Here is a 17,721-nt window from a genome sequence, read left to right as displayed (position 1 = left end):
ATGCCGCAACAAAAAGACACTGCGCTCGACCAAATGGCCGCCCCTGCGGGAACATCTCCGAGCCCTGAGGCAGAGTTGGTTTCGATGTTTGTCATGTCCTATAATCAGGCCGACTATATCGAGGCAACGGTGAAATCCGCCTTTGCCCAGACCTACGCAAACCTTGAGATCATCCTGTCGGATGACGGTTCAACCGACGGCACCTTTGAAATCATGCAGCGCCTGGCCCAAGACTATCAGGGCCCGCACCAGGTGCGACTGAACCTGAACCCAACAAACCTGGGCTTTATTGGCCATCTCAACAAGATCTTTGACCTTAGTCGTGGTGTTCTGATCGTCTACGCCCCCGGCGATGACATTTCGCACCCCGAGCGTTGCAGTACACTCTATCATGCCTTTGCACGAGACCGGCCGCTTTTGGTGCATTCGGACGTCAACAACATGGATCAACACGGCACGCTGACCGGGTCCACGACATCACGCCAGAAGATCCTTGCCGATATGACGCTGGAAGATACTGCTGGCTCGCTGGCGCTTGGCATCGGCGCGACCTGCGCCTGGCACCCCGACATTCGGCGGCTCTTTGGTCCGATTGAAGGGGAAGCAACCTTTGATGATCTAATCTTCTTCTTCCGCGCGACGCTGATGGACCGGATTATCCATGTGCCAGAACCACTGGTCGATTACCGCCTGGGTGTGGGGCTCTCTCAGCTAAAGGCAAGAACCTTTCAGCAAGGTGTCGCGCAGGAACGAAAGAACTGGCAGCGGGCCTATGAAACCTATCGCCAACGCCTGAAGGACTGTCAGAAGATGCGTCCCGACCAGACCCGCGTGATCAAGCTGCTGCAGAATAAGATGGAAACCGCCCGGTATCAGCTGGAACTGTTCAACAGCCCTTTTCGAGCCGCGTGCAAGGCGCTGCTGTCGCTACGAAAGTTCAAGGCCCTGCTCTCTATGGTGAACCGGTTGCGCAAAATGACCCCCAAGCGACAGAAAAGAAATCTCGTACGTGTGCAAGAAAACATGTGAACCTACGCCAAGATACCCAGCAGTTGATCTGCTGTCGCTTGCCAACGTAACAAAGTCGCCTATCGCTAAATAGGCTAGGCGGACCCTTGCTGCTTTGCCGCCCGGAGCTTGGCAAAGCGCAAAGTTATCGCCAAGCTCAACCCCAACAACTACAGGAGATTGCGATGCGCAAACTTATCCAGTTATCAATGGCAATGCTGCTCTGCGTTGCGCCCGTTGCAGTGTTAGCAGGCGGACCAAAAGGCTGCCCCCCTGGCCTGGCCCGAAAGAACAACGGCTGCCTGCCTCCTGGCCATGCCAAGAGGATATTTGGGCGCGGAGACTACCTCCAGGGCGACTATACGCTGATCAGAAAACCCGGCCGATATGGCTTAGAACCAGGGAAGACCTACTATCGGCTTGGCGATTATATCTACCAAGTAGACCGCGACACCAAAGAAGTGCTTGATCTGATCGGTGCTGTTGCCGCGATATTGGATTGAGCCGTCAGGCTGCGCCTGACACGACGCGCGATTGACTCAGGATGCAGGGGTGCAACTGCCCAAAGCGATCAGAAATGGTGGGCGTGATCTTTTGCAGCCTCCAAGCAATCAAGCCCTACCAATTTGATTTCACATGTTTTAGTTGCTCAATACTGGTGCCCGCTTTTGTGCAACATGCTCTAGATTTCCACAGATCAAAGATCGTCGATATCGGGGACAGTCCCATGCCTTACGAGAAAGGTTGGGGGGCTGACCTCGCCCGAGCCTGCGTCCTCGGTAACCATATAAGCATCTGCACCGATACAGTTTCCTCTCTGAAACTCTCGATCTGCCCTGTCCTGCGCTTGCGATTCTGAAGAATACTGCAATTGCTTGTCGATTTTCAGGCTGACTTGCCCATCGGCACCTGCCTTTTTTTCAACGTATGTCTGGCAGATATAGTGCGTCTTGTCGGGGTTTGCCGTTGTGTCTGTCATTGCGCCGTCCTTGGCTGAGTGTGAGTAGTGACATGTGTTCGTCTGCGAGCTGCAGACATCGGCCCATCATTTCTTTATGATTGGTAACGCCCCCCTCCGCGACCCCTATATATAAAGCAGGCTTGGCCAAAACGACAGGCACACAGCCCCAAACCGATCCCCCGTCAGGCGGGACACTCACACGGCTTCATGACCAGCCGGGTGCTTACTCGCAGCGCGGCTGGGTGCGGGCAAAACTTTCGCTGATCACCGCTGTCATGGCATCACGCGCGTTCGCGGCTTCACCGCAGGCGATAGCCAGGGCAATTTTGCGGTGTTTGACGGCGACCTCCACCTTGCTCTGCGGAAAGGCGTCGTTAGCTTCTGTCATGAACAGGGAATAGAGGGCGGTCTGCACCATATCGCCCAGAGAATGCAGGAACCGGTTCCGCGACAGCTTCAGAATTTGCTTGTGAAACTCATAATCCGCCACAGCAAAAGAGGCCCGGTCGGTGGCGTGTTCCATGTCATCACACAACTGCGACAGGCGGGCGCTATCCACCGAATTGGCCATGGTCGCCGCCTTGGCCGCAGCCGCCGGTTCAAAGATCATGCGGATCTCGAACAGTTCTTCATAGAATTTCACCGGGTTTTTCTGAGCCGCGTGCCACATCAGAACGTCTTCGTCGAACATGTTCCAATCATCGGATTTGCGCACATGGGTGCCAACCTTGGCCTTGGACTGGATCACCCCCTTTGCAATCAACGTCTTCTTGGCCTCGCGCACAACAGTGCGCGAAACGCCAAACATCTCGCAAAGATCTGGGTCCAGCGGAATCATCGTGCCTTCGGGGTATTCGCCAGCAACGATTGCGCGCCCCAGCTGATCAACGACAAATGTCGTATGGTTCGTGGCGCGCTCCTCTCGCCCACCGGAGTGGACAAAGCTCATGATGGCGTGACGAAGCCAGTCGCTACTTTTCTGCGTGCTGTCGATGCCCAAGTCAGTCCCTTTTGCAGAAGAATGAATGCAAACAGCAAACCCCCGATGACGATCTTTGTCCACCAGCTGGAGAGCGTGCCGTCAAATACGATGTAGGTTTGGATCAACCCCATAATCAAGATGCCAAAGAATGTTCCCGCGACAAAACCAAAGCCTCCGGTCAAAAGCGTGCCGCCGATGACAACTGCCGCGATGGCATCCAGCTCTACCCCCACCGTTGCCAAAGAATAACCCGCAGAAGTGTAGAGAGAAAAGACAATTCCGGCCAGCCCGGCCAGCCCCCCCGAGATGGCGTAGATGCCAATCGTGGTCGATGCAACCGGCACCCCCATCAACCGCGATGTCGCGCTGCCACCGCCCAGTGCATAGACATTCTGGCCAAAGCGCGTGCGATGCGCGACCATGATACCGACAAGGAAGGTCACGATCATGACGCCACCGATCAACCGAAAGCGGCCGCCGCTGGCTGTCTTCCAATAGACCTGCTGCAATGCATCATAAAACTCATGGGTGATCGGCACCGAATCCGTGGACAAGACATAGGCCGCCCCCCGCGCAAGAAACATTCCAGCAAGGGTGACGATAAAGGGTGGCATTTCCAGATAGTGGATGATCGATCCCATTGCAGCGCCAAAGGCCGAGGTGATGACCAGCACCAGAGCAAAAGCCATCAGCGGATGCAGGGTGGTGTCGCGTAGGACCACGGCCAGAAAAACCCCAGTGAAGGCGATGACAGATCCCACGGACAGATCAATACCGCCCGACAGGATCACAAAGGTCATTCCAACCGCCACAATTCCTAGGAAAGCGTTGTCAGTCAGCAGGTTCGCCACCACCCGCAACGACAACATCGACGGATACTGCCAGGCACAAAGCGCATAGGCCAGAACGAAGGTCGCCAAGGTGACAATCAGCGGAAGATGAGTAGAGCGGATCATCGCAGGTTCTCCTTCAAAGGGGGGAGTTGTTTGGGGTGAGGCTGCGGCGCAGAGGCGCGCAGGATGTACAAAAGATGCCCAACTTTAGGTGACTGGATGACAAGAATGGCAATGATCAGCAGGGCCTTGATAATCAGATTGAACTCTGGCGGCATGCCCGACAGCAGGATCAAAGAGTTGACAGACTGGATGATCATCGCCCCTAGCAATGACGCCACGATGGAAAATCGTCCGCCCAGCAGGCTGTTTCCACCAATCACCACCGCAAGAATCGCATCCAGCTCTAGCCAGAGCCCGGCATTGTTGGCATCCGCGCCCTGAATGTCGGCCGCAACGATAACCCCTGCAATCGCCGCGCCGATGCCCGAAACGACATAGACGCAGACCAGCAGCACACGGCTGTTGATCCCGGCAAGACGCGAAGACGCTTCATTGATGCCGATGGCCTCGATCAACATGCCAAGCGCTGTGCGCCGCACAAAAACGGCCACGAACAGCCCAAGCGTCAGCCAGATCAGCACCGGTGTGGGAACGCCCAGCACCGTGCCCGCGCCCAGATGGATTAGGCCGGGATCCAGGAATGTCAGGATTGTACCTTCGGTAATCAACTGGGCAATGCCGCGACCTGCGACCATCAGAACCAGTGTGGCCACAATCGGCTGGATACGCAGAAAGGCCACCAAAAAGCCGTTCCACAGCCCACAGAGCGCCCCCACCGACAGCGCGCCGAGCACGGCCACAAGCCAGTGGTTTCCCTCGACAACCAACGAGGCGGCGGTTGCACCCGCAATCGCCATGACTGCCCCCACCGAAAGATCAATCCCCTTGGTCGCGATGACCAGGGTCATACCAAGGCACAGCAGAGCCGTCGGCGCGCCACGGTTCAAGACGTCGATCAGATTGCCAAACAGGCGGCCGTTCTTCATTTCGACATCAAAAAAGTCGGGAAACACCAACACATTCAACCCCAGAACGATGGCCAGAATGATCAGTTGCGGGGTGATACGGCGCAAGAATGCATTGCGGGTCATACGGCGGCCTCCACCTGGGGGTCGGCCGCGATGGCGCGAATAATATTGTCCGATGTGATCTCTTCGCCCACCAGTTCTTTGACCTGTGTGCGGTCGCGCAAGACGATGACACGATTTGAATAGGCCACCAGTTCTTCCATTTCAGACGAGGCCACCAGCAGGGCCATACCGTCCTGCTGCAGGCGCCCGATCAGCGCGATTATTTCAGCATGAGCACCGATGTCGATGCCCCGTGTCGGTTCGTCCAGGATCAAAAAGTTGGGATCGGTGGCCAGCCACCGCGCCAGCAGCGCCTTTTGTTGATTTCCCCCCGACAACAGCCGGATCGGCATATCGAGGTTGGCCAGCCGAATGTCCAGCGTGCGGACGTAATGCTCGGCGATCGCCTCGATCTTCTTGCGCCGCACTTTGCGCATCCAGCCCTGGCGCGCCTGCAACGCCAGGATGATGTTATCCCGCACGCTCAATTCGCCAACGATCCCGTCGGTTTTGCGGTCTTCCGGACAGAGAGCAAAACCCTGCGCCACCGCATCGCGCGGATTGCGCAGCTGTATTTCTTTGCCACGAAACGTCAGCTTGCCCTGGTCTGCCTTTACCGCGCCAAAAATCAGATTTGCAGTCTCGGTACGCCCCGAACCCAGCAATCCTGCCAGCCCGACCACCTCCCCCTCATTCAGGGAGAGATCAAACCTGTTCAGCATCCCGGTTTTCTGCAAACCCTCGATCTGCAACAGCGTGTTGCCCCCGGCCTTTGGTTTTGGCGCGCGGACCTGCGCGGCCAGTTGGCGGCCCAACATAAGGGTGATGACATCGTTGCGGCTGGTCGTCGCCAGATCAACCCGCCCGACAACCTGTCCATTGCGCAGCACCGTTGCACTGTCGCAGATGTCAAAAACCTGATCCAGAAAATGCGTGATAAACACCACGGCCAGCCTCCGGTCCTTCAGCCGCCGGATCACTGAAAACAACAGTTGCACCTCCTCGTGGTCAAGGCTGGCTGTCGGCTCATCCAGAATCAGCACCTTGCCCGACATCTCGACCGCACGGGCAATGGCAACGACCTGTTGCACCGCTACAGAATAGGTCGACAGGGGCTGCGCCGGGTCAATCTGGATACCATAATCGCGCAGGGTGTCGCGGGCCTGGGTATTCATGCGGCGGCGATCCACAAAGGGGCCGCGCATCGGCTGCCGCCCCAGATAGAGGTTTTCGGCCACCGTTAGGTTGGGCAGCAGGTTCACCTCTTGATAAACAGTGCCGATGCCCAGGCGCTGGCTGTGGTGCGTCAAGGTCGGATCGACCTCTTTTCCCTGCAGCAATACCCTGCCGCTGTCGCGGCGGTAAACCCCCGTCAGGCATTTGATTAGGGTTGATTTCCCGGCGCCATTTTCGCCCAGCAGAGCGTGGATTTCGCCCCCGTGCAAAGTCAGATCTACATTATCCAAAGCAACAGTGCCGGGAAAGAATTTGGAAATACCCTTCGCCTGAAGCATCGGGCGGCGTTCATCAGTCATCGAATAGTCCTCGGGCTCGCAGCGATGGATGACACCGCGCAGGTATATGCGTGGTGTCATCCGATGTGAAAGGGGCAGACCTGTAAAGGCCCTATCCGGTCAGTAGCCCAGACCGTTCTTCTCTTCGTAGATCGCCTGATTGTCATCTGCTGCCGTATAAAGGCGCGACTCCGTCTGGATCCACTTGGGTGGCACGGTGCCATCTGTTTTATAGGCCATCAGCGCGTCAAGCGCCGGACCAGCCATGTTTGGCGTCAACTCGATGGTCGCGTTCATTTCGCCATTTGCGATGGCAAGATGGGCATCAGGCACACCATCAATCGCCACGATCTTGATATCCTCACCGGGGTTCAGACCGGCCTCTTTGATAGCCTGGATCGCGCCCACAGCCATGTCATCGTTATGGGCATAAAGCGCACAGATGTTTTCGCCTCCCTCCGCCTTGAGAAAGCTCTCCATCACGACCTTGCCCTGCGAGCGGGTGAAATCCCCGGTTTGCGAGCGCACGATCTTCAGGTTGTCATTTCCGGCGATGGCCTTCTCGAAACCTGCCTTCCGGTCGATTGCCGGTGAAGACCCCGTGGTGCCCTGCAGTTCGACAATTCGGCACTCGGCCCCCGCCTGTTCGTCAACCAGCCACCGCCCCGCGACTTCGCCTTCGTGCACCAAATCGGATGTCACCGCCGTCAGATAGAGATCATCCGGTGCGTCAACCGTGCGGTCCAGCAAAACAACAGGAATTTCAGCTTCCTTGGCCTCTTCCAGAACCTCATCCCACCCGGTGGCGACAACCGGCGCAATCAGGATCGCGTCAACACCCTGGGCAACAAAGGACCGCAGGGCAGAGATCTGGTTTTCCTGTTTTTGCTGAGCATCGGCAAATTTCAAGGTAATGCCGCGGGCTTCGGCTTGCTGTTTGGTGACCGTGGTTTCAGCAGCACGCCAACCGGATTCGGACCCGATTTGCGAAAAGCCAATGGTCATATCCTGTGCCAAAGCAGCAAAGGGCGACAGCGCAACGACACTGGCAAGCAGTATGGATTTAATAGACATGTGTTCCTCCCAAAACATTATGCCCGACCATTAAGTATTACTTTAATACTTTTGTAAAGTTATATGTGCGAAACCAGCGGCAGCCTGTGGTTCAGCCCTCTCTATCCTTGGGGGGCGTGCCACGGATAACCAAACCAGACCGCAGAAATACCCAGCCCGGTTTCACTAGCCCCCGATTCCGCAATCCGCGCTGCAGCGCTCAACCGAAGGGCAAAACTATAGGAAAAGATCGATCTGGGGCTGGGCCAACCGATATCACGACATTCCCCCAGACCACCGCAGTGGGAATTGCGGTGTTTCTCGTCCGAACAGGCTTTCAACCGAAGACAACTGATCAGCGCCCTGCCTGTATTCCGCCGCTCTTGCGTAGCCAGAGGTGGAATGAGAACTCAAAATTCAATAAAGGGTATGAAATGCAGGCATCATTGTTCAAGCTACGAGCCGTACTATCGGAATGGTTTTGCAGGTTTCGCCCATGTCTCAAACAGACGCACATCGGATTGCGCAGGATTTCTTGGACCGCCATGGAGAGGCCACGATGTCGGGCGATATAGAGCGCACTCTGGCGTGGTGCGATATTCCCTGCACCCTCGAAACCATGGAACGCAAAATCATCGTAGAAAGCAACGAAGAGATGCGGGCTATTTGTGTCGCCTTCATTCAACGCCTAAAGACACAGCAGTTGACACATTTGGCTCGCCGCTGCCTTGAGGCAGACTTTGTCGATGACGACACGCTCACAGCAACCTACGAATCCCGCTATGTCAGCGAGGGGGCGCGCTTGGCAGAGGGACCCTACTTCGGGTTTGTCCTTCTGCGGCGCAGAGAGACCGGGTGGAAAATCAGCTCCATGCAGTTTGCTGCCGCTGCGGACACCACGGTCAATGCAACGCTAAGGGATAAGGACCCGACCGCAGAACGCCCCGGCCCAGTAACGACTGGCGCGGATCTACCTGAAGCCTGATTGCACCGGCAATGTGTCAGGCGTTTTCCGGGCGGTAGATGCAATCGGCAAGCGTACCCCTGTTCAGATCGGCAACAAAGGCTGCTTCGGCCTGGGCCAGCCGCGCCTTCAATCGGCAATGCGGCGTCAAGGTGCAGGCGCTGCCACTAATCGCGAAACATTCTACCAGAGCCTGATCGGCCTCAAGCCGGGCAATCACATCCCCCAGCCGAATGTCTTCGGCGGGATGCGCAAGGGTCGCGCCGCCGCCGCCGCCACGACGGGTTTGCAGATACCCCGCCCCCGCAAGAGCCGAGATCACCTTGGCCAGATGATTGCGAGAGACGCGGAATTCGTCGGCCAGTTCAGCCGTGGTGAACGGCCGGTCGGGATCGCCCGCCATCCGCATCAACACGCGCAAGCCAAAATCGGTAAAAGAGGTGAGGCGCAAGGTCGCAGTCCTGATTTGGTAATTGATATGCCTATTCAGCGGGTGGTATGCGCATCTTAACTACCAATTCGCTACGGCTCACGCAAGGCCGGGCGACCAGCCCCAGAAAGATCCTGCGATGAACGACCTCTCCGCCCGCCAGGCCCCGCTGGAAACCGACATGCTCTTTCCGCAGTTTGAACAGAACTGAGACAATCATGCGGCTTGCAGGGATAACAGGGCAGACGCGCGGCGCGGCAGAGGTTTTGCTGACCGCCGTTGCCGAACGCCTGACCAACGACGGAGTCCGGCTGGTGGGCGCGCTGTGCCCGGCTATTCCGGACGGTGGATCAGGTCATTGCAACAGCGACCTTTGGCTGCTGCCTAGGGGCCCGCTGATGCGGATCACCCAGGATCTGGGCCAAGGCTCGACCGCCTGCCGAATGGATGCCTCAGCCTTCGAAGAGGCGGTTGGGCAGATCACCTCCCGGCTGCAAGCAGGCGCGGTGGACCTGGTGCTGCTCAATAAGTTTGGCCTGCAAGAGGCCGAGGGGCGTGGGCTACGGCCGCTGATCGCCGAAGCGCTGGACAAGGGCGTGCCAGTCCTGACCGGCGTCCCCGAGACCCACCGGGCGAGCTTTGCACAATTCGCCGGAGGCATGGACACCCACCTGCCCCCGGAAGAAGATGCGATCCTCGCCTGGTGCCGCAGGGCTATCGCCCCCAACGCGACCCAGACAAAGGAGCTGTGAATGCACAACCCTGCAACCGATGCCCCGACAGACGCCCAGACCGAGGCACTGATCTCGCATATCCGCACCCGCTATCACGATACGCACCGGCGAGAACTCCCGGATCTGATCAGGCTTGCCCGCAAGGTCGAGACCACCCATGCCACAGATCCCAACACGCCACATGGCCTCACCCATGCGCTTGAGGCGATGATTGCAGAGCTTGAGGCGCATATGCGCGAAGAGGAAGAGATCATCTTTCCCGCCGTCCGCACCGGGTCTGCCGGGCGTGCAGCGGCGGCCATTCCCGGTCTGCGCAACGCCCATGACGCGCATGAGGCAGCGCTGAATCAGATCGCGGCGATCACCCATGGTTTCCGACTGCCCCTCAACGCCTGCCGGAGTTGGCGGCGCCTTTATGACGGGCTCGGCAAGCTGGTCGAAGATCTGGACGAACATATTTACCTCGAGAACGAGGTGCTGTTCCCGCGCCTCGGAATGCAGGCATAACTGCCGAACGAAAGGACCGAAATTGAGCATGATCAGCGAAACGCCGCGGCCGCTGCGGCCCGGCGAAGGGGCGGTGGCGCGCTTGTCCTGCCTGGCACTTCAGCCGATCCTGTCGCGTGTCGTGCGCCGGATCGCAAAGCAGCATTCCTCACTCTTTGCGCGGCTTGGGCCGCACCAGACAACAGATTTCCTTATCGATCCGGTGGAACTGCCCTTCGCGCTGCATCTGCGCCCGGACCCGCAAGCGCTGGTGTTCCGCGCCGTGCCGCGCCATGCGGCACCGCAGGCAGGCGCAGTGATCCGTGGCCGTTTCCTGTTGCTGCTGGAATTGGTCGATGCCGAAGAGGACGGCGACGCGGCCTTCTTCTCGCGCGATCTGGAGGTTTCGGGCGATACCGAGGCGGTGGTGCGGCTCAGGAATGCGCTCGACGATATGGAGGGCTCGCTGGCCGAGGAAACCGCCGGAATGTTCGGCCCGCCAGGCCGGGCGATCCTGGCGCGGCTCAGGCGGGCCTATCTCAACACCAGCACAGGAGAAGAGGACGCATGAGCCTTGCCGAACTAATCTGCCCGGCGGGAACCCCTGCCGCACTGCGCACGGCTGTCGATGCCGGTGCCGATGCCGTCTATTGCGGGTTCCAGGACGCCACCAACGCGCGCAACTTTCCGGGGTTGAATTTCACCCCCGATGAACTTGCCGCCTCTGTCGTCTATGCGCATGCAAAGGGCACCAAGGTTCTGTTGGCCCTGAACACCTATCCGCCTGCGGGGAAGGTCGATCTGTGGCGCCAGGCTGCCGACACCGGGGCGCGGCTGGGGGTCGATGCCTTTATCGTCGCGGATATGGGCGTAGCCGACTATATCGCCCGCACCCACCCACAGGTCCGCCTGCACCTGTCAGTCCAGGCCGCGGCCTCCAGCCCCGAGGCGATCCGGTATTACTGCGAGAGTTTTGGCGTCAAGAGGGTGGTGCTGCCCCGCATCCTGACGATCCCGGAAATCCGCCAGATCCGCAAGGAAATCCCCTGTGAGATCGAAACCTTCATCTTTGGAAATCATGGGCTGATGGTAGAGGGCCGGTGCAGCCTGACCAACTATCTGACGGGACAATCGACCAACATGGATGGGGTCTGCTCGCCCGCGTCCGACGTCGAATATGCCCGCCACGCCGATGGCTCGATGGCCTCGCAGCTTGCGGGTTTCACCATCGACCAGTTTGGCCCAGACGAAAAGGCAGGCTATCCGACGATCTGCAAGGGGCGCTATACCGCCCCCCACCGGCCCCAGGGCTACTACGCCTTTGAAGAACCGGTGAGCCTGAACCTGTCGCGGCTCTTGCCCGAACTTATCGAAGCAGGGGTGCATGCTTTCAAGATTGAGGGGCGACAGCGCTCTAAAAGCTATGTGCGCGGCGTGGTGCGGGCCTTTCGGGCCGCAGTGGACGACATCAAGGCCGGACGAGAGGCGAATATCGCCGACCTTGTCGCGCTGACCGAGGGGCAGAAGCAGACCCAGGGTGCCTTCGAGACGAAGAAATGGAGATGACCCAGATGACAAAACTGACGCTCGGCCCCGTCGCCTATCACTGGTCCGCCGAGATGCGCCGCGATTTCTATGCCCGCATCGCGGACGAGGCCCCGGTGGACGAGGTCTATCTTGGCGAGGTGATCTGTTCCAAGCGCGCCCCCTTCCACGAACCCGACCTGCCCGCCACGATCGAGCGGCTGCAGCGGGCTGGCAAGCTGGTGGTCCTCTCTACCCTGGCCGAGGTGATGCTGAAGCGAGAGCGCAAGGCAACCGAGGATCTGGCCGCGATGGAGGCGCCCGAGATCGAGATCAACAATGCTGCGGGGTTGTTTGCGCGGGGCAAACGCCCGCACCGGATCGGGCCCTTCATGAACGCCTATAACGAGGCGACAATCGCATGGATGGCCCGGCAGGGGGCAACCCATGTCTGCCTGCCCAGCGAAATGCCTGCCCCGGCCATCGCCGCCGCCGCGCAGGCCGCGCGCCATCTCGGCCTCGGTGTAGAAGTCCAGGCCTTTGGCCGCGCCTCGCTTGCGGTTTCGGCGCGCTGCTACCACGCCCGCGCCCATGGCCGCACCAAGGACAACTGCCAGTTCGTCTGCGAAGAGGACGCCGACGGGATGCCGCTGCGCACTCGTGACGATCAGCCAATCCTGCGGGTAAACGGCATCCAGACCCAATCCGAGAGCTATATCGATCTTCTGCCCGAAACGACGCGGCTGGTGGCAGAGGGTGTCACCCATCTGCGTCTGATGCCGCAGGCGGTGGACATGGTTGCCGTGGCACAGCTGTTCCGCGATGTGCTGGACGGCAAGATGCCAGTGGATGAGGCCGATCGTCAGCTGGCAGAACTGAGCGGTGACACTGGCCTGAGCAACGGTTTCTATCATGGCGCGGCAGGATATCGTCGCATCGCCATGGCCGCGCCGGTGTGACTGCGACAGCGGCAAGCCGATGGCTGCACCACACTCTGCCCTGTTTCTGGCGGGCGGCACCTGGGCGATTGTAGCCGTCGCGCTGGTCAGCTGGAACACAGGGTTCGAAATCCCTCAGTCGCCCCTGGGCAGTTTGGTCGCCTGGCACGCACATGAAATGGTCTTTGGCTTCGCCGCCGCCATGTTTGCCGGCTACGCCTTAACCGCGATGACAAGCTGGCGCGACAAACCAACCCTGTCGCGGCTCGCGCTAACGGTCTTGCTATCGCTCTGGTGTCTGGCCCGAATAATCGCCGCGGGCCTGTTGGGGAGCGCACCTGCGCTGGTTGCCGGCGGCGCATCGGCATTCATGGTCGCGGTGGCCTGGCTGCTGCTGCGCGCCGCCTTCGATGCCGCATCTTCAAAAGGAGCGGTGATTGGGCTGTTTGCACTGGCGATGGCCGGGGCACAGATCGCAACTCTCAGCGGGGCAATTCCGTCACGGATCCCGGTCTTGGGCTTCGCCGCGCTTTTGTCGGTGATTGGCGGCCGGATGGTGGCCGCCTTCACCTGGAACCGGGTGGCTGGTAGCCGCGATGTGGGTCAGCGCTTCAAGGTTGCCCGGCTGGCCAGTGTCCCCGCTGCTGGCGCAATTCTGCTGGCACTGGCACTAGAAACCCTGGGAGCGCCTTGGCAGGCGCTCCTTCCATGCCTTCTGCTCGCAGCCGCTGCCGAAGCCCTGCGGCTGCTCCTCTGGCTATCGGCACAGACCCTCAAGGACGGTTTGTTGGGCCTGCTGCACATGGGCTATGCTTGGCTGCCTCTCGGCCTTTTTTTGGCCGTGCTTAGCACTATTCCGGGCGCTATTTTGGCAAAAAGCGATACGATACATGCCCTGGCCGCAGGTGCCATTGCGGGGTCTATCTATGCCGTGGCCGCGCGCGCCGTCGCGCGGCGGGCCGATCGGCTATGCCCTTCCCTTATCGACATAGGCGGCGGCGTCCTCCTGTCAGCTGCGGCTGCGCTGCGGGTCTTCGCACAAATTGACACCGTATGGTATGCAGCCGCTCCCGCCATTTGGTGTACGGCCTGGGCCGCCTTTGTTCTGCGGCAGGGCACAGCAGCCCTACAGCCGCTCCCTCGGCCGGTGTTCAGTGGAAAGAAATGCCCCACATGCGGTATCCCTGATCAAAAGCAGCACAAGACAACCGTGAAATACTACAAGCGCTGAGACACACCATGTCCCATCTACCCGCCTATAAAACCAAACTGGCCCGAGCACCGCTACCATCGATATTACCCGCGCTTACAAAACGCAGATAGCAAGTGGTAAAACACATCCGGGTTCTTTCATTCTAACCTGCTGAATATCGCCAAATGCACGGAACGCGCAGAAATCTGGATCAGCCGACAGCTGAGCGCCCAACAACACCAGCCAAGCCGGGCACCGCCCGGCCCCAAAACACTTTGGGCTGGCTTCCGCCACCCGCTGAAGCGCCGACAGCGGTCCAGGCCCCGTGATCGACACGTTGCGATGCCGCAAGCTCGGTACAAGCGGATGTTTTTGAAAAACTCGTTGGTTTTGGCGGCGTGCCCGCGACTAATGGTCTGATTATTCGCGTCAAACTGTGGGAATTATTCTGCCCCAATCTTCGCCCAGCTCAACGAGGTAGATGCTGAACTGACCCAAGCACGGGCCAAACGGGACGCCGCTGCCCCAGAGCCCATCCTCTTGCCCCAGGACCTCCCTGCTCTTTACCGCGCGCATATTGACGATCTGGTGGGCACCCTATCGGACGAGGGCGTCTCTGGACGTGCCAGCCAAGAACTCCACCAAATCATTGATACTGTGGTGGTGTGGGGCGTTCAGGATATTGTCCCGCTTAGAGACTGCCTTGTTTGCATGCGGCCGCCGATCAAGAAGGTCGCCAGTAGCGAACTTCTCCGCCCAGAGCGGACCATGAAACTTCACATGCCCGAATTCGTGGGTAAGCGTCGTGCGGTAACGATTCTCTCGCCTGTCATCGCCCGAGATGTGCTCCGAGATCGAAACTTTTGGCCCCTTTTCGGGAAAGAACTCGGTAACGCCCTCGACGTCGTCACCGTAGGCCCTGAGGTCGGCATAACAGTCGAGTTCAGCGTCATGGTTCTCGATGAGGACAGTGAGATCGTCGGTCAACACCGGATACTCGACCTTACCGTGCCGTTTCAGCAGGAGTTCCCGGATCAGGCGCTCGCAGTCGCCATCGAGCTCTTTCTCTGTGAAAAAGGGGCGCTTGGCAAAGCGTCCAGTGTTGTCTGGGATCATCTTCACCATGCGTGCCTCTCTACTCTTTTAGCGTACGTCTGAAACTCATGAATGCGGCAACGACCCTGTCTGGGTCGGAGGTATCGGTCCGCAGGTCATCTGGCAGTCGACCCGCGAGCGCGAAGAGATAGTCTTCAGGTATGTTCAGGATCCCTGAGAACTGGCGGATCAAATGCCCTGAGCTTGGACTGCGCCGGTCGTGCTCGATGTCGTTGAGGTATTGCGGTGATATCGCCCCTGTATCCTCTTCCTTCATCACTCGTGCGGCGAGTTCCTTCTGGCTTAGTCCCAGAGCCTTCCGGGCCTTCGAGATCGCTTGGCCGAAGGTCACGCTTTCGGCAGACATGAACGGTCCATCGCTTCTTCTCCCTGTCAATCCGCTTGTTCGCGGATTTGCGAACTGTTACGCATAAATCTGCAATGAATCAACAAAGAAGCAGGATCTGACGTCCGAGAAAGAAAGCAAGTTGATGACCAAGATCCTTCACACAGCAGACATTCATCTGGACTCACCGTTGCGATCGCTGGCGTTGCGTGACCCGGATTTAAGAGATCAGGTCCACACTGCCACAAGATCAGCGTTCACCCGCATCATCGACACCGCCATTGCCGAGAGCGTCAACGCGCTTCTGATAGCAGGCGACCTTTTTGACGGTGCCGAACGCAGCGCACGAACAGCAGCATACCTGACTGGACAATTGGACCGCCTTCGTGATGGCGGAATCCGTGTGTTCTACATCAGAGGCAACCATGACGCAGAGAACCCACTGACGGGGGAACTCAACCTGCCCGAAAATGTTCATATTTTCAATGGACGTGGCGGCAAGGTCCAGTTGTCAGAAGATGTCTGGATCCATGGCGTGAGCTTCGCCAATCGTCACGCCCCCGAGAGCCTCCTGCCCAAATTTCCGGCTCCTGTTAGTGGGGCCATCAATATCGCGATGCTTCACACTTCGTTGGCCGGAGCTGGGGGACATGACCCCTACGCCCCCTGTACGGTGAGCGACCTAGTTGCGGCCGGGTTTGACTATTGGGCCCTCGGACATGTGCATCGCAGACAAGTCCACGCGGAATCGCCATGGATCGTAATGCCGGGAACGCCACAAGGTCGCGATATCGGTGAGCCCGGGCCGAAATCTGCCACGCTTCTGACCATCGGCGAGACAATAGAAGTCGCGGAAGTGCCAACCTCTTTGGTGGAGTTCCTTCACGTTCCAATCGATGCCACCAAAACCGAGAACGACGACGGCTTGCGCGATCTGCTTCGTCAAGTATTGCGCGAAACAGCGAACAGTCTCACCTCAGGTAGCGGCGTTATCCGCCTTTCTTTGACAGGGAGCACACCGCGCCGCTGGCAAATTCTGCGCGATCAAGACGTCTGGGAGGAAGCGGCATCCCAATTTGCCCGCGAGACAGGTAGCCTATGGCTGGACAAACTGGTGTTCGACCTATCGGACGTTACCGAAACAGGCAGCAGTGCGACTGACGAATTGGCAGCAATAATGGCGACTATTCGTCAAGAACCTGGGTTTGTCGAAACATCGCGGGCCGAGCTAGAAGCCATCCTTGCCGAACTGGCCGCACAGCGGCGTGGTGAGCTTTTGCCAGATGAGCACGCCGTGGATGTGCTCGCGCGCCGTCTTTCTGAGGCTGGTGCACAGCGCATCCTGGCGCGCATGAAGGGGGCAAGCTCCTGATGCGGGTCCAAAAACTTTCCTTCGACTTTTTCGGGCGATTCACCGACAAATCCTTCGATTTTGGAAAAGCAGACGGTCCTTCAGATTTTCACATCATTTACGGGCCCAACGAGGCTGGCAAAACTACAACCATGGAAGGCTATCTGCGCCTGCTTTACGGCTTTCCGCTGCGAGAGCCGTATGGGTTTCAGCATCAACGGGCCAACCTGCAGATCTCTGGCCTTATCGAAATCGATGGAGAGTCTTACTGTCAGCCACCGGGCAAGAGTCCGCGCCCTGGAGGAACAACTCGCTAAGGCAACAAACGAGAAGATCCGCGTGATGAAGCAGAGTGAACTTTCCCGGGCCAACGCTGATTTCGACCGGCGCGTTACGGAGTTGCGGGAAGCCGGAAATACTGGCGATGTTCGAACTACGCCTGTGCTCTTCGGAACCGTTATAGTAGGAGCCGAGTAATACGCATGGCTATCGATCACGACGCCCCACACCTCGATGAATCCGAAAAGCAATCCATAATCGATCGGGTGCGCTCCGAGCGCGTGGACCTTGCGCGGGTGCTCAAGAAGCATACCGGGATCAGGCGGATCGTTGAGGAGCTCTATCCGGACAGCGCACACTTCATCTTTGAGCTTCTTCAGAATGCCGAGGACAGGGGTCACCGTATATTGGGAGCACCTCGGCATGCTCTCGGACCCTAGCTACGCAAAAAGGTGGGTCAAGAAGCTGGAGTGGTACAAGATCATGGGGTTGGAGCCTAACGGGCCTGAGAACGCCAAGGGCGAGCGGCTCGTCACTTCAGAGAACCGGATTGATGGCGCAATCGACTCCGCCCAGATCCGGCAGCAGGTGCGCGATGTGTTCGAGCTTTAGCTCGAACGATATGGGGAGCCTCCGTAATGAGTTTCATCGGATTCTTTGTATTTTCGCTTTATTACTAATGACTTCGCACCCTTTTGCTTCCGTAGTGCTTCCAAAATTTCAAACGCAAAAAGCCGCCCGTTAGGGCGGCTTTTAAGCGACTGTTAAGTCGAGTTTTTGGTTGCGGGAGTAGGATTTGAACCTACGACCTTCAGGTTATGAGCCTGACGAGCTACCGGGCTGCTCCATCCCGCGACGGTTGTTGTATCTTTTGGCTTGCTACGATTGAGTGATTTAG

General features: G+C 58.5%; 21 protein-coding genes and 1 tRNA gene. 12 read left to right on the top strand and 10 right to left on the bottom strand.

The window, feature by feature from the left end; translation table 11 throughout:
* Positions 1-1,029: a glycosyltransferase gene (locus LRK71_RS14705; RefSeq protein ID WP_232404581.1), complete on the top strand. Its 1,029-nt coding sequence runs from the start codon at positions 1-3 to the stop codon at positions 1,027-1,029.
* 164 nt (positions 1,030-1,193) lie between these two features.
* Positions 1,194-1,511 (top strand): excinuclease ABC subunit A, encoded by a 318-nt coding sequence (locus LRK71_RS14700; RefSeq protein WP_232404580.1) that lies wholly within the window; start codon positions 1,194-1,196, stop codon positions 1,509-1,511.
* Positions 1,512-1,705: 194 nt separating this feature from the next.
* On the opposite strand, the gene LRK71_RS14695 is transcribed toward LRK71_RS14700, so the two are convergent.
* The 6 genes from LRK71_RS14695 to ytfQ all read right to left on the bottom strand — a co-directional run bounded on the left by LRK71_RS14695 (position 1,706) and on the right by ytfQ (position 7,505).
* The gene (locus LRK71_RS14695) at positions 1,706-1,987 is read right to left on the bottom strand and encodes a hypothetical protein (RefSeq protein WP_232404579.1); all 282 of its coding nucleotides are present in this window, start codon (positions 1,985-1,987) and stop codon (positions 1,706-1,708) included.
* A gap of 205 nt (positions 1,988-2,192) precedes the next feature.
* Positions 2,193-2,918 (bottom strand): FadR/GntR family transcriptional regulator, encoded by a 726-nt coding sequence (locus LRK71_RS14690; RefSeq protein WP_232404578.1) that lies wholly within the window; start codon positions 2,916-2,918, stop codon positions 2,193-2,195.
* Entirely contained in the window at positions 2,915-3,907 is a 993-nt protein-coding gene (gene yjfF, locus LRK71_RS14685; RefSeq protein ID WP_232404577.1) for a galactofuranose ABC transporter, permease protein YjfF, read from the bottom strand. The genes LRK71_RS14690 and yjfF overlap by 4 nt, the downstream gene beginning before the upstream one ends.
* Positions 3,904-4,938 carry an ABC transporter permease gene (locus LRK71_RS14680; protein WP_232404576.1) on the bottom strand — a complete coding sequence of 345 codons (1,035 nt, stop codon included), beginning with the start codon at positions 4,936-4,938 and terminating at the stop codon, positions 3,904-3,906. Before LRK71_RS14680 ends, yjfF begins: the two co-directional genes overlap by 4 nt.
* Positions 4,935-6,452 carry a sugar ABC transporter ATP-binding protein gene (locus LRK71_RS14675; RefSeq protein WP_232404575.1) on the bottom strand — a complete coding sequence of 506 codons (1,518 nt, stop codon included), beginning with the start codon at positions 6,450-6,452 and terminating at the stop codon, positions 4,935-4,937. Before LRK71_RS14675 ends, LRK71_RS14680 begins: the two co-directional genes overlap by 4 nt.
* A 99-nt stretch (positions 6,453-6,551) precedes the next feature.
* Complete coding sequence (gene ytfQ / locus LRK71_RS14670; protein ID WP_232404574.1) at positions 6,552-7,505, bottom strand: galactofuranose ABC transporter, galactofuranose-binding protein YtfQ; 954 nt, start codon at positions 7,503-7,505, stop codon at positions 6,552-6,554.
* Between the two features lie 475 nt (positions 7,506-7,980).
* Between ytfQ and LRK71_RS14665 the strand changes: the two genes are divergently transcribed.
* The gene (locus LRK71_RS14665) at positions 7,981-8,469 is read left to right on the top strand and encodes a DUF6841 family protein (RefSeq protein WP_232404573.1); all 489 of its coding nucleotides are present in this window, start codon (positions 7,981-7,983) and stop codon (positions 8,467-8,469) included.
* Between the two features lie 16 nt (positions 8,470-8,485).
* Here LRK71_RS14665 and LRK71_RS14660 read toward each other — a convergent pair whose 3' ends face one another.
* On the bottom strand, positions 8,486-8,899 hold the full coding sequence (locus tag LRK71_RS14660) for an Rrf2 family transcriptional regulator (protein ID WP_232404572.1): 414 nt from the start codon (positions 8,897-8,899) through the stop codon (positions 8,486-8,488).
* Between the two features lie 197 nt (positions 8,900-9,096).
* Here LRK71_RS14660 and LRK71_RS14655 point away from each other — a divergent pair, with 197 nt between their 5' ends.
* The 6 genes from LRK71_RS14655 to LRK71_RS14630 are packed head-to-tail and all read left to right on the top strand — an operon-like array spanning position 9,097 to position 13,791.
* On the top strand, positions 9,097-9,630 hold the full coding sequence (locus tag LRK71_RS14655; RefSeq protein ID WP_232404571.1) for a DUF2478 domain-containing protein: 534 nt from the start codon (positions 9,097-9,099) through the stop codon (positions 9,628-9,630).
* Entirely contained in the window at positions 9,631-10,119 is a 489-nt protein-coding gene (locus LRK71_RS14650) for a hemerythrin domain-containing protein (RefSeq protein WP_232404570.1), read from the top strand.
* Between the two features lie 28 nt (positions 10,120-10,147).
* Positions 10,148-10,669 (top strand): ubiquinone anaerobic biosynthesis accessory factor UbiT, encoded by a 522-nt coding sequence (ubiT, locus tag LRK71_RS14645; RefSeq protein WP_232404754.1) that lies wholly within the window; start codon positions 10,148-10,150, stop codon positions 10,667-10,669.
* Positions 10,666-11,664, top strand: coding sequence for a ubiquinone anaerobic biosynthesis protein UbiU (ubiU, locus tag LRK71_RS14640; protein ID WP_232404569.1), 999 nt, complete (start codon positions 10,666-10,668; stop codon positions 11,662-11,664). Before ubiT ends, ubiU begins: the two co-directional genes overlap by 4 nt.
* Positions 11,661-12,581 carry a ubiquinone anaerobic biosynthesis protein UbiV gene (gene ubiV / locus LRK71_RS14635; protein ID WP_232404568.1) on the top strand — a complete coding sequence of 307 codons (921 nt, stop codon included), beginning with the start codon at positions 11,661-11,663 and terminating at the stop codon, positions 12,579-12,581. Before ubiU ends, ubiV begins: the two co-directional genes overlap by 4 nt.
* A gap of 19 nt (positions 12,582-12,600) precedes the next feature.
* The gene (locus LRK71_RS14630; RefSeq protein ID WP_232404567.1) at positions 12,601-13,791 is read left to right on the top strand and encodes an NnrS family protein; all 1,191 of its coding nucleotides are present in this window, start codon (positions 12,601-12,603) and stop codon (positions 13,789-13,791) included.
* A 558-nt stretch (positions 13,792-14,349) separates the two neighbouring features.
* On the opposite strand, the gene LRK71_RS14625 is transcribed toward LRK71_RS14630, so the two are convergent.
* Complete coding sequence (locus LRK71_RS14625; RefSeq protein WP_232404566.1) at positions 14,350-14,877, bottom strand: hypothetical protein; 528 nt, start codon at positions 14,875-14,877, stop codon at positions 14,350-14,352.
* Positions 14,878-14,887: 10 nt separating this feature from the next.
* Positions 14,888-15,214 carry a helix-turn-helix domain-containing protein gene (locus LRK71_RS14620; RefSeq protein WP_232404565.1) on the bottom strand — a complete coding sequence of 109 codons (327 nt, stop codon included), beginning with the start codon at positions 15,212-15,214 and terminating at the stop codon, positions 14,888-14,890.
* A 124-nt stretch (positions 15,215-15,338) separates the two neighbouring features.
* Between LRK71_RS14620 and LRK71_RS14615 the strand changes: the two genes are divergently transcribed.
* The 3 genes from LRK71_RS14615 to LRK71_RS14605 all read left to right on the top strand — a co-directional run bounded on the left by LRK71_RS14615 (position 15,339) and on the right by LRK71_RS14605 (position 17,435).
* Positions 15,339-16,565 (top strand): metallophosphoesterase family protein, encoded by a 1,227-nt coding sequence (locus tag LRK71_RS14615; RefSeq protein WP_232404753.1) that lies wholly within the window; start codon positions 15,339-15,341, stop codon positions 16,563-16,565.
* Positions 16,565-16,861, top strand: a complete 297-nt coding sequence (locus LRK71_RS14610) for an AAA family ATPase (protein WP_232404564.1) — start codon at positions 16,565-16,567, stop codon at positions 16,859-16,861. The genes LRK71_RS14615 and LRK71_RS14610 overlap by 1 nt, the downstream gene beginning before the upstream one ends.
* Positions 16,862-17,246: 385 nt before the next feature.
* Entirely contained in the window at positions 17,247-17,435 is a 189-nt protein-coding gene (locus LRK71_RS14605) for a hypothetical protein (protein ID WP_232404563.1), read from the top strand.
* A 166-nt stretch (positions 17,436-17,601) separates the two neighbouring features.
* Here the strand turns inward: LRK71_RS14605 and LRK71_RS14600 are convergent.
* Positions 17,602-17,678: transfer RNA gene (locus tag LRK71_RS14600), tRNA-Met, on the bottom strand.
* Between the last annotated feature and the right edge of the window lie 43 nt (positions 17,679-17,721).

The sequence above is a fragment of the Pseudophaeobacter flagellatus genome (assembly GCF_021228235.1).
Classification (GTDB): Bacteria; Pseudomonadota; Alphaproteobacteria; order Rhodobacterales; family Rhodobacteraceae; genus Pseudophaeobacter; species Pseudophaeobacter flagellatus.
The sequence above is the reverse complement of the archived record's forward strand: the minus strand, read 5'-3'. Positions and strand labels throughout refer to the sequence as shown.

Bases quoted from the DNA above. Each gene is read 5' to 3' on its own strand.
- LRK71_RS14610 (WP_232404564.1), top strand. From the start codon at position 16,565: ATGCGGGTCCAAAAACTTTCCTTCGACTTTTTCGGGCGATTCACCGAC.
- ubiU (WP_232404569.1), top strand. From the start codon at position 10,666: ATGAGCCTTGCCGAACTAATCTGCCCGGCGGGAACCCCTGCCGCACTG.
- ubiT (WP_232404754.1), top strand. From the start codon at position 10,148: ATGATCAGCGAAACGCCGCGGCCGCTGCGGCCCGGCGAAGGGGCGGTG.
- LRK71_RS14700 (WP_232404580.1), top strand. From the start codon at position 1,194: ATGCGCAAACTTATCCAGTTATCAATGGCAATGCTGCTCTGCGTTGCG.
- LRK71_RS14705 (WP_232404581.1), top strand. From the start codon at position 1: ATGCCGCAACAAAAAGACACTGCGCTCGACCAAATGGCCGCCCCTGCG.
- LRK71_RS14695 (WP_232404579.1), bottom strand. From the start codon at position 1,987: ATGACAGACACAACGGCAAACCCCGACAAGACGCACTATATCTGCCAG.
- LRK71_RS14605 (WP_232404563.1), top strand. From the start codon at position 17,247: ATGCTCTCGGACCCTAGCTACGCAAAAAGGTGGGTCAAGAAGCTGGAG.
- LRK71_RS14655 (WP_232404571.1), top strand. From the start codon at position 9,097: ATGCGGCTTGCAGGGATAACAGGGCAGACGCGCGGCGCGGCAGAGGTT.
- ytfQ (WP_232404574.1), bottom strand. From the start codon at position 7,505: ATGTCTATTAAATCCATACTGCTTGCCAGTGTCGTTGCGCTGTCGCCC.
- LRK71_RS14665 (WP_232404573.1), top strand. From the start codon at position 7,981: ATGTCTCAAACAGACGCACATCGGATTGCGCAGGATTTCTTGGACCGC.
- LRK71_RS14615 (WP_232404753.1), top strand. From the start codon at position 15,339: ATGACCAAGATCCTTCACACAGCAGACATTCATCTGGACTCACCGTTG.
- LRK71_RS14630 (WP_232404567.1), top strand. From the start codon at position 12,601: ATGGCTGCACCACACTCTGCCCTGTTTCTGGCGGGCGGCACCTGGGCG.
- LRK71_RS14650 (WP_232404570.1), top strand. From the start codon at position 9,631: ATGCACAACCCTGCAACCGATGCCCCGACAGACGCCCAGACCGAGGCA.
- LRK71_RS14625 (WP_232404566.1), bottom strand. From the start codon at position 14,877: ATGGTGAAGATGATCCCAGACAACACTGGACGCTTTGCCAAGCGCCCC.
- yjfF (WP_232404577.1), bottom strand. From the start codon at position 3,907: ATGATCCGCTCTACTCATCTTCCGCTGATTGTCACCTTGGCGACCTTC.
- ubiV (WP_232404568.1), top strand. From the start codon at position 11,661: ATGACCCAGATGACAAAACTGACGCTCGGCCCCGTCGCCTATCACTGG.
- LRK71_RS14620 (WP_232404565.1), bottom strand. From the start codon at position 15,214: ATGTCTGCCGAAAGCGTGACCTTCGGCCAAGCGATCTCGAAGGCCCGG.
- LRK71_RS14680 (WP_232404576.1), bottom strand. From the start codon at position 4,938: ATGACCCGCAATGCATTCTTGCGCCGTATCACCCCGCAACTGATCATT.
- LRK71_RS14675 (WP_232404575.1), bottom strand. From the start codon at position 6,452: ATGACTGATGAACGCCGCCCGATGCTTCAGGCGAAGGGTATTTCCAAA.
- LRK71_RS14690 (WP_232404578.1), bottom strand. From the start codon at position 2,918: ATGAGCTTTGTCCACTCCGGTGGGCGAGAGGAGCGCGCCACGAACCAT.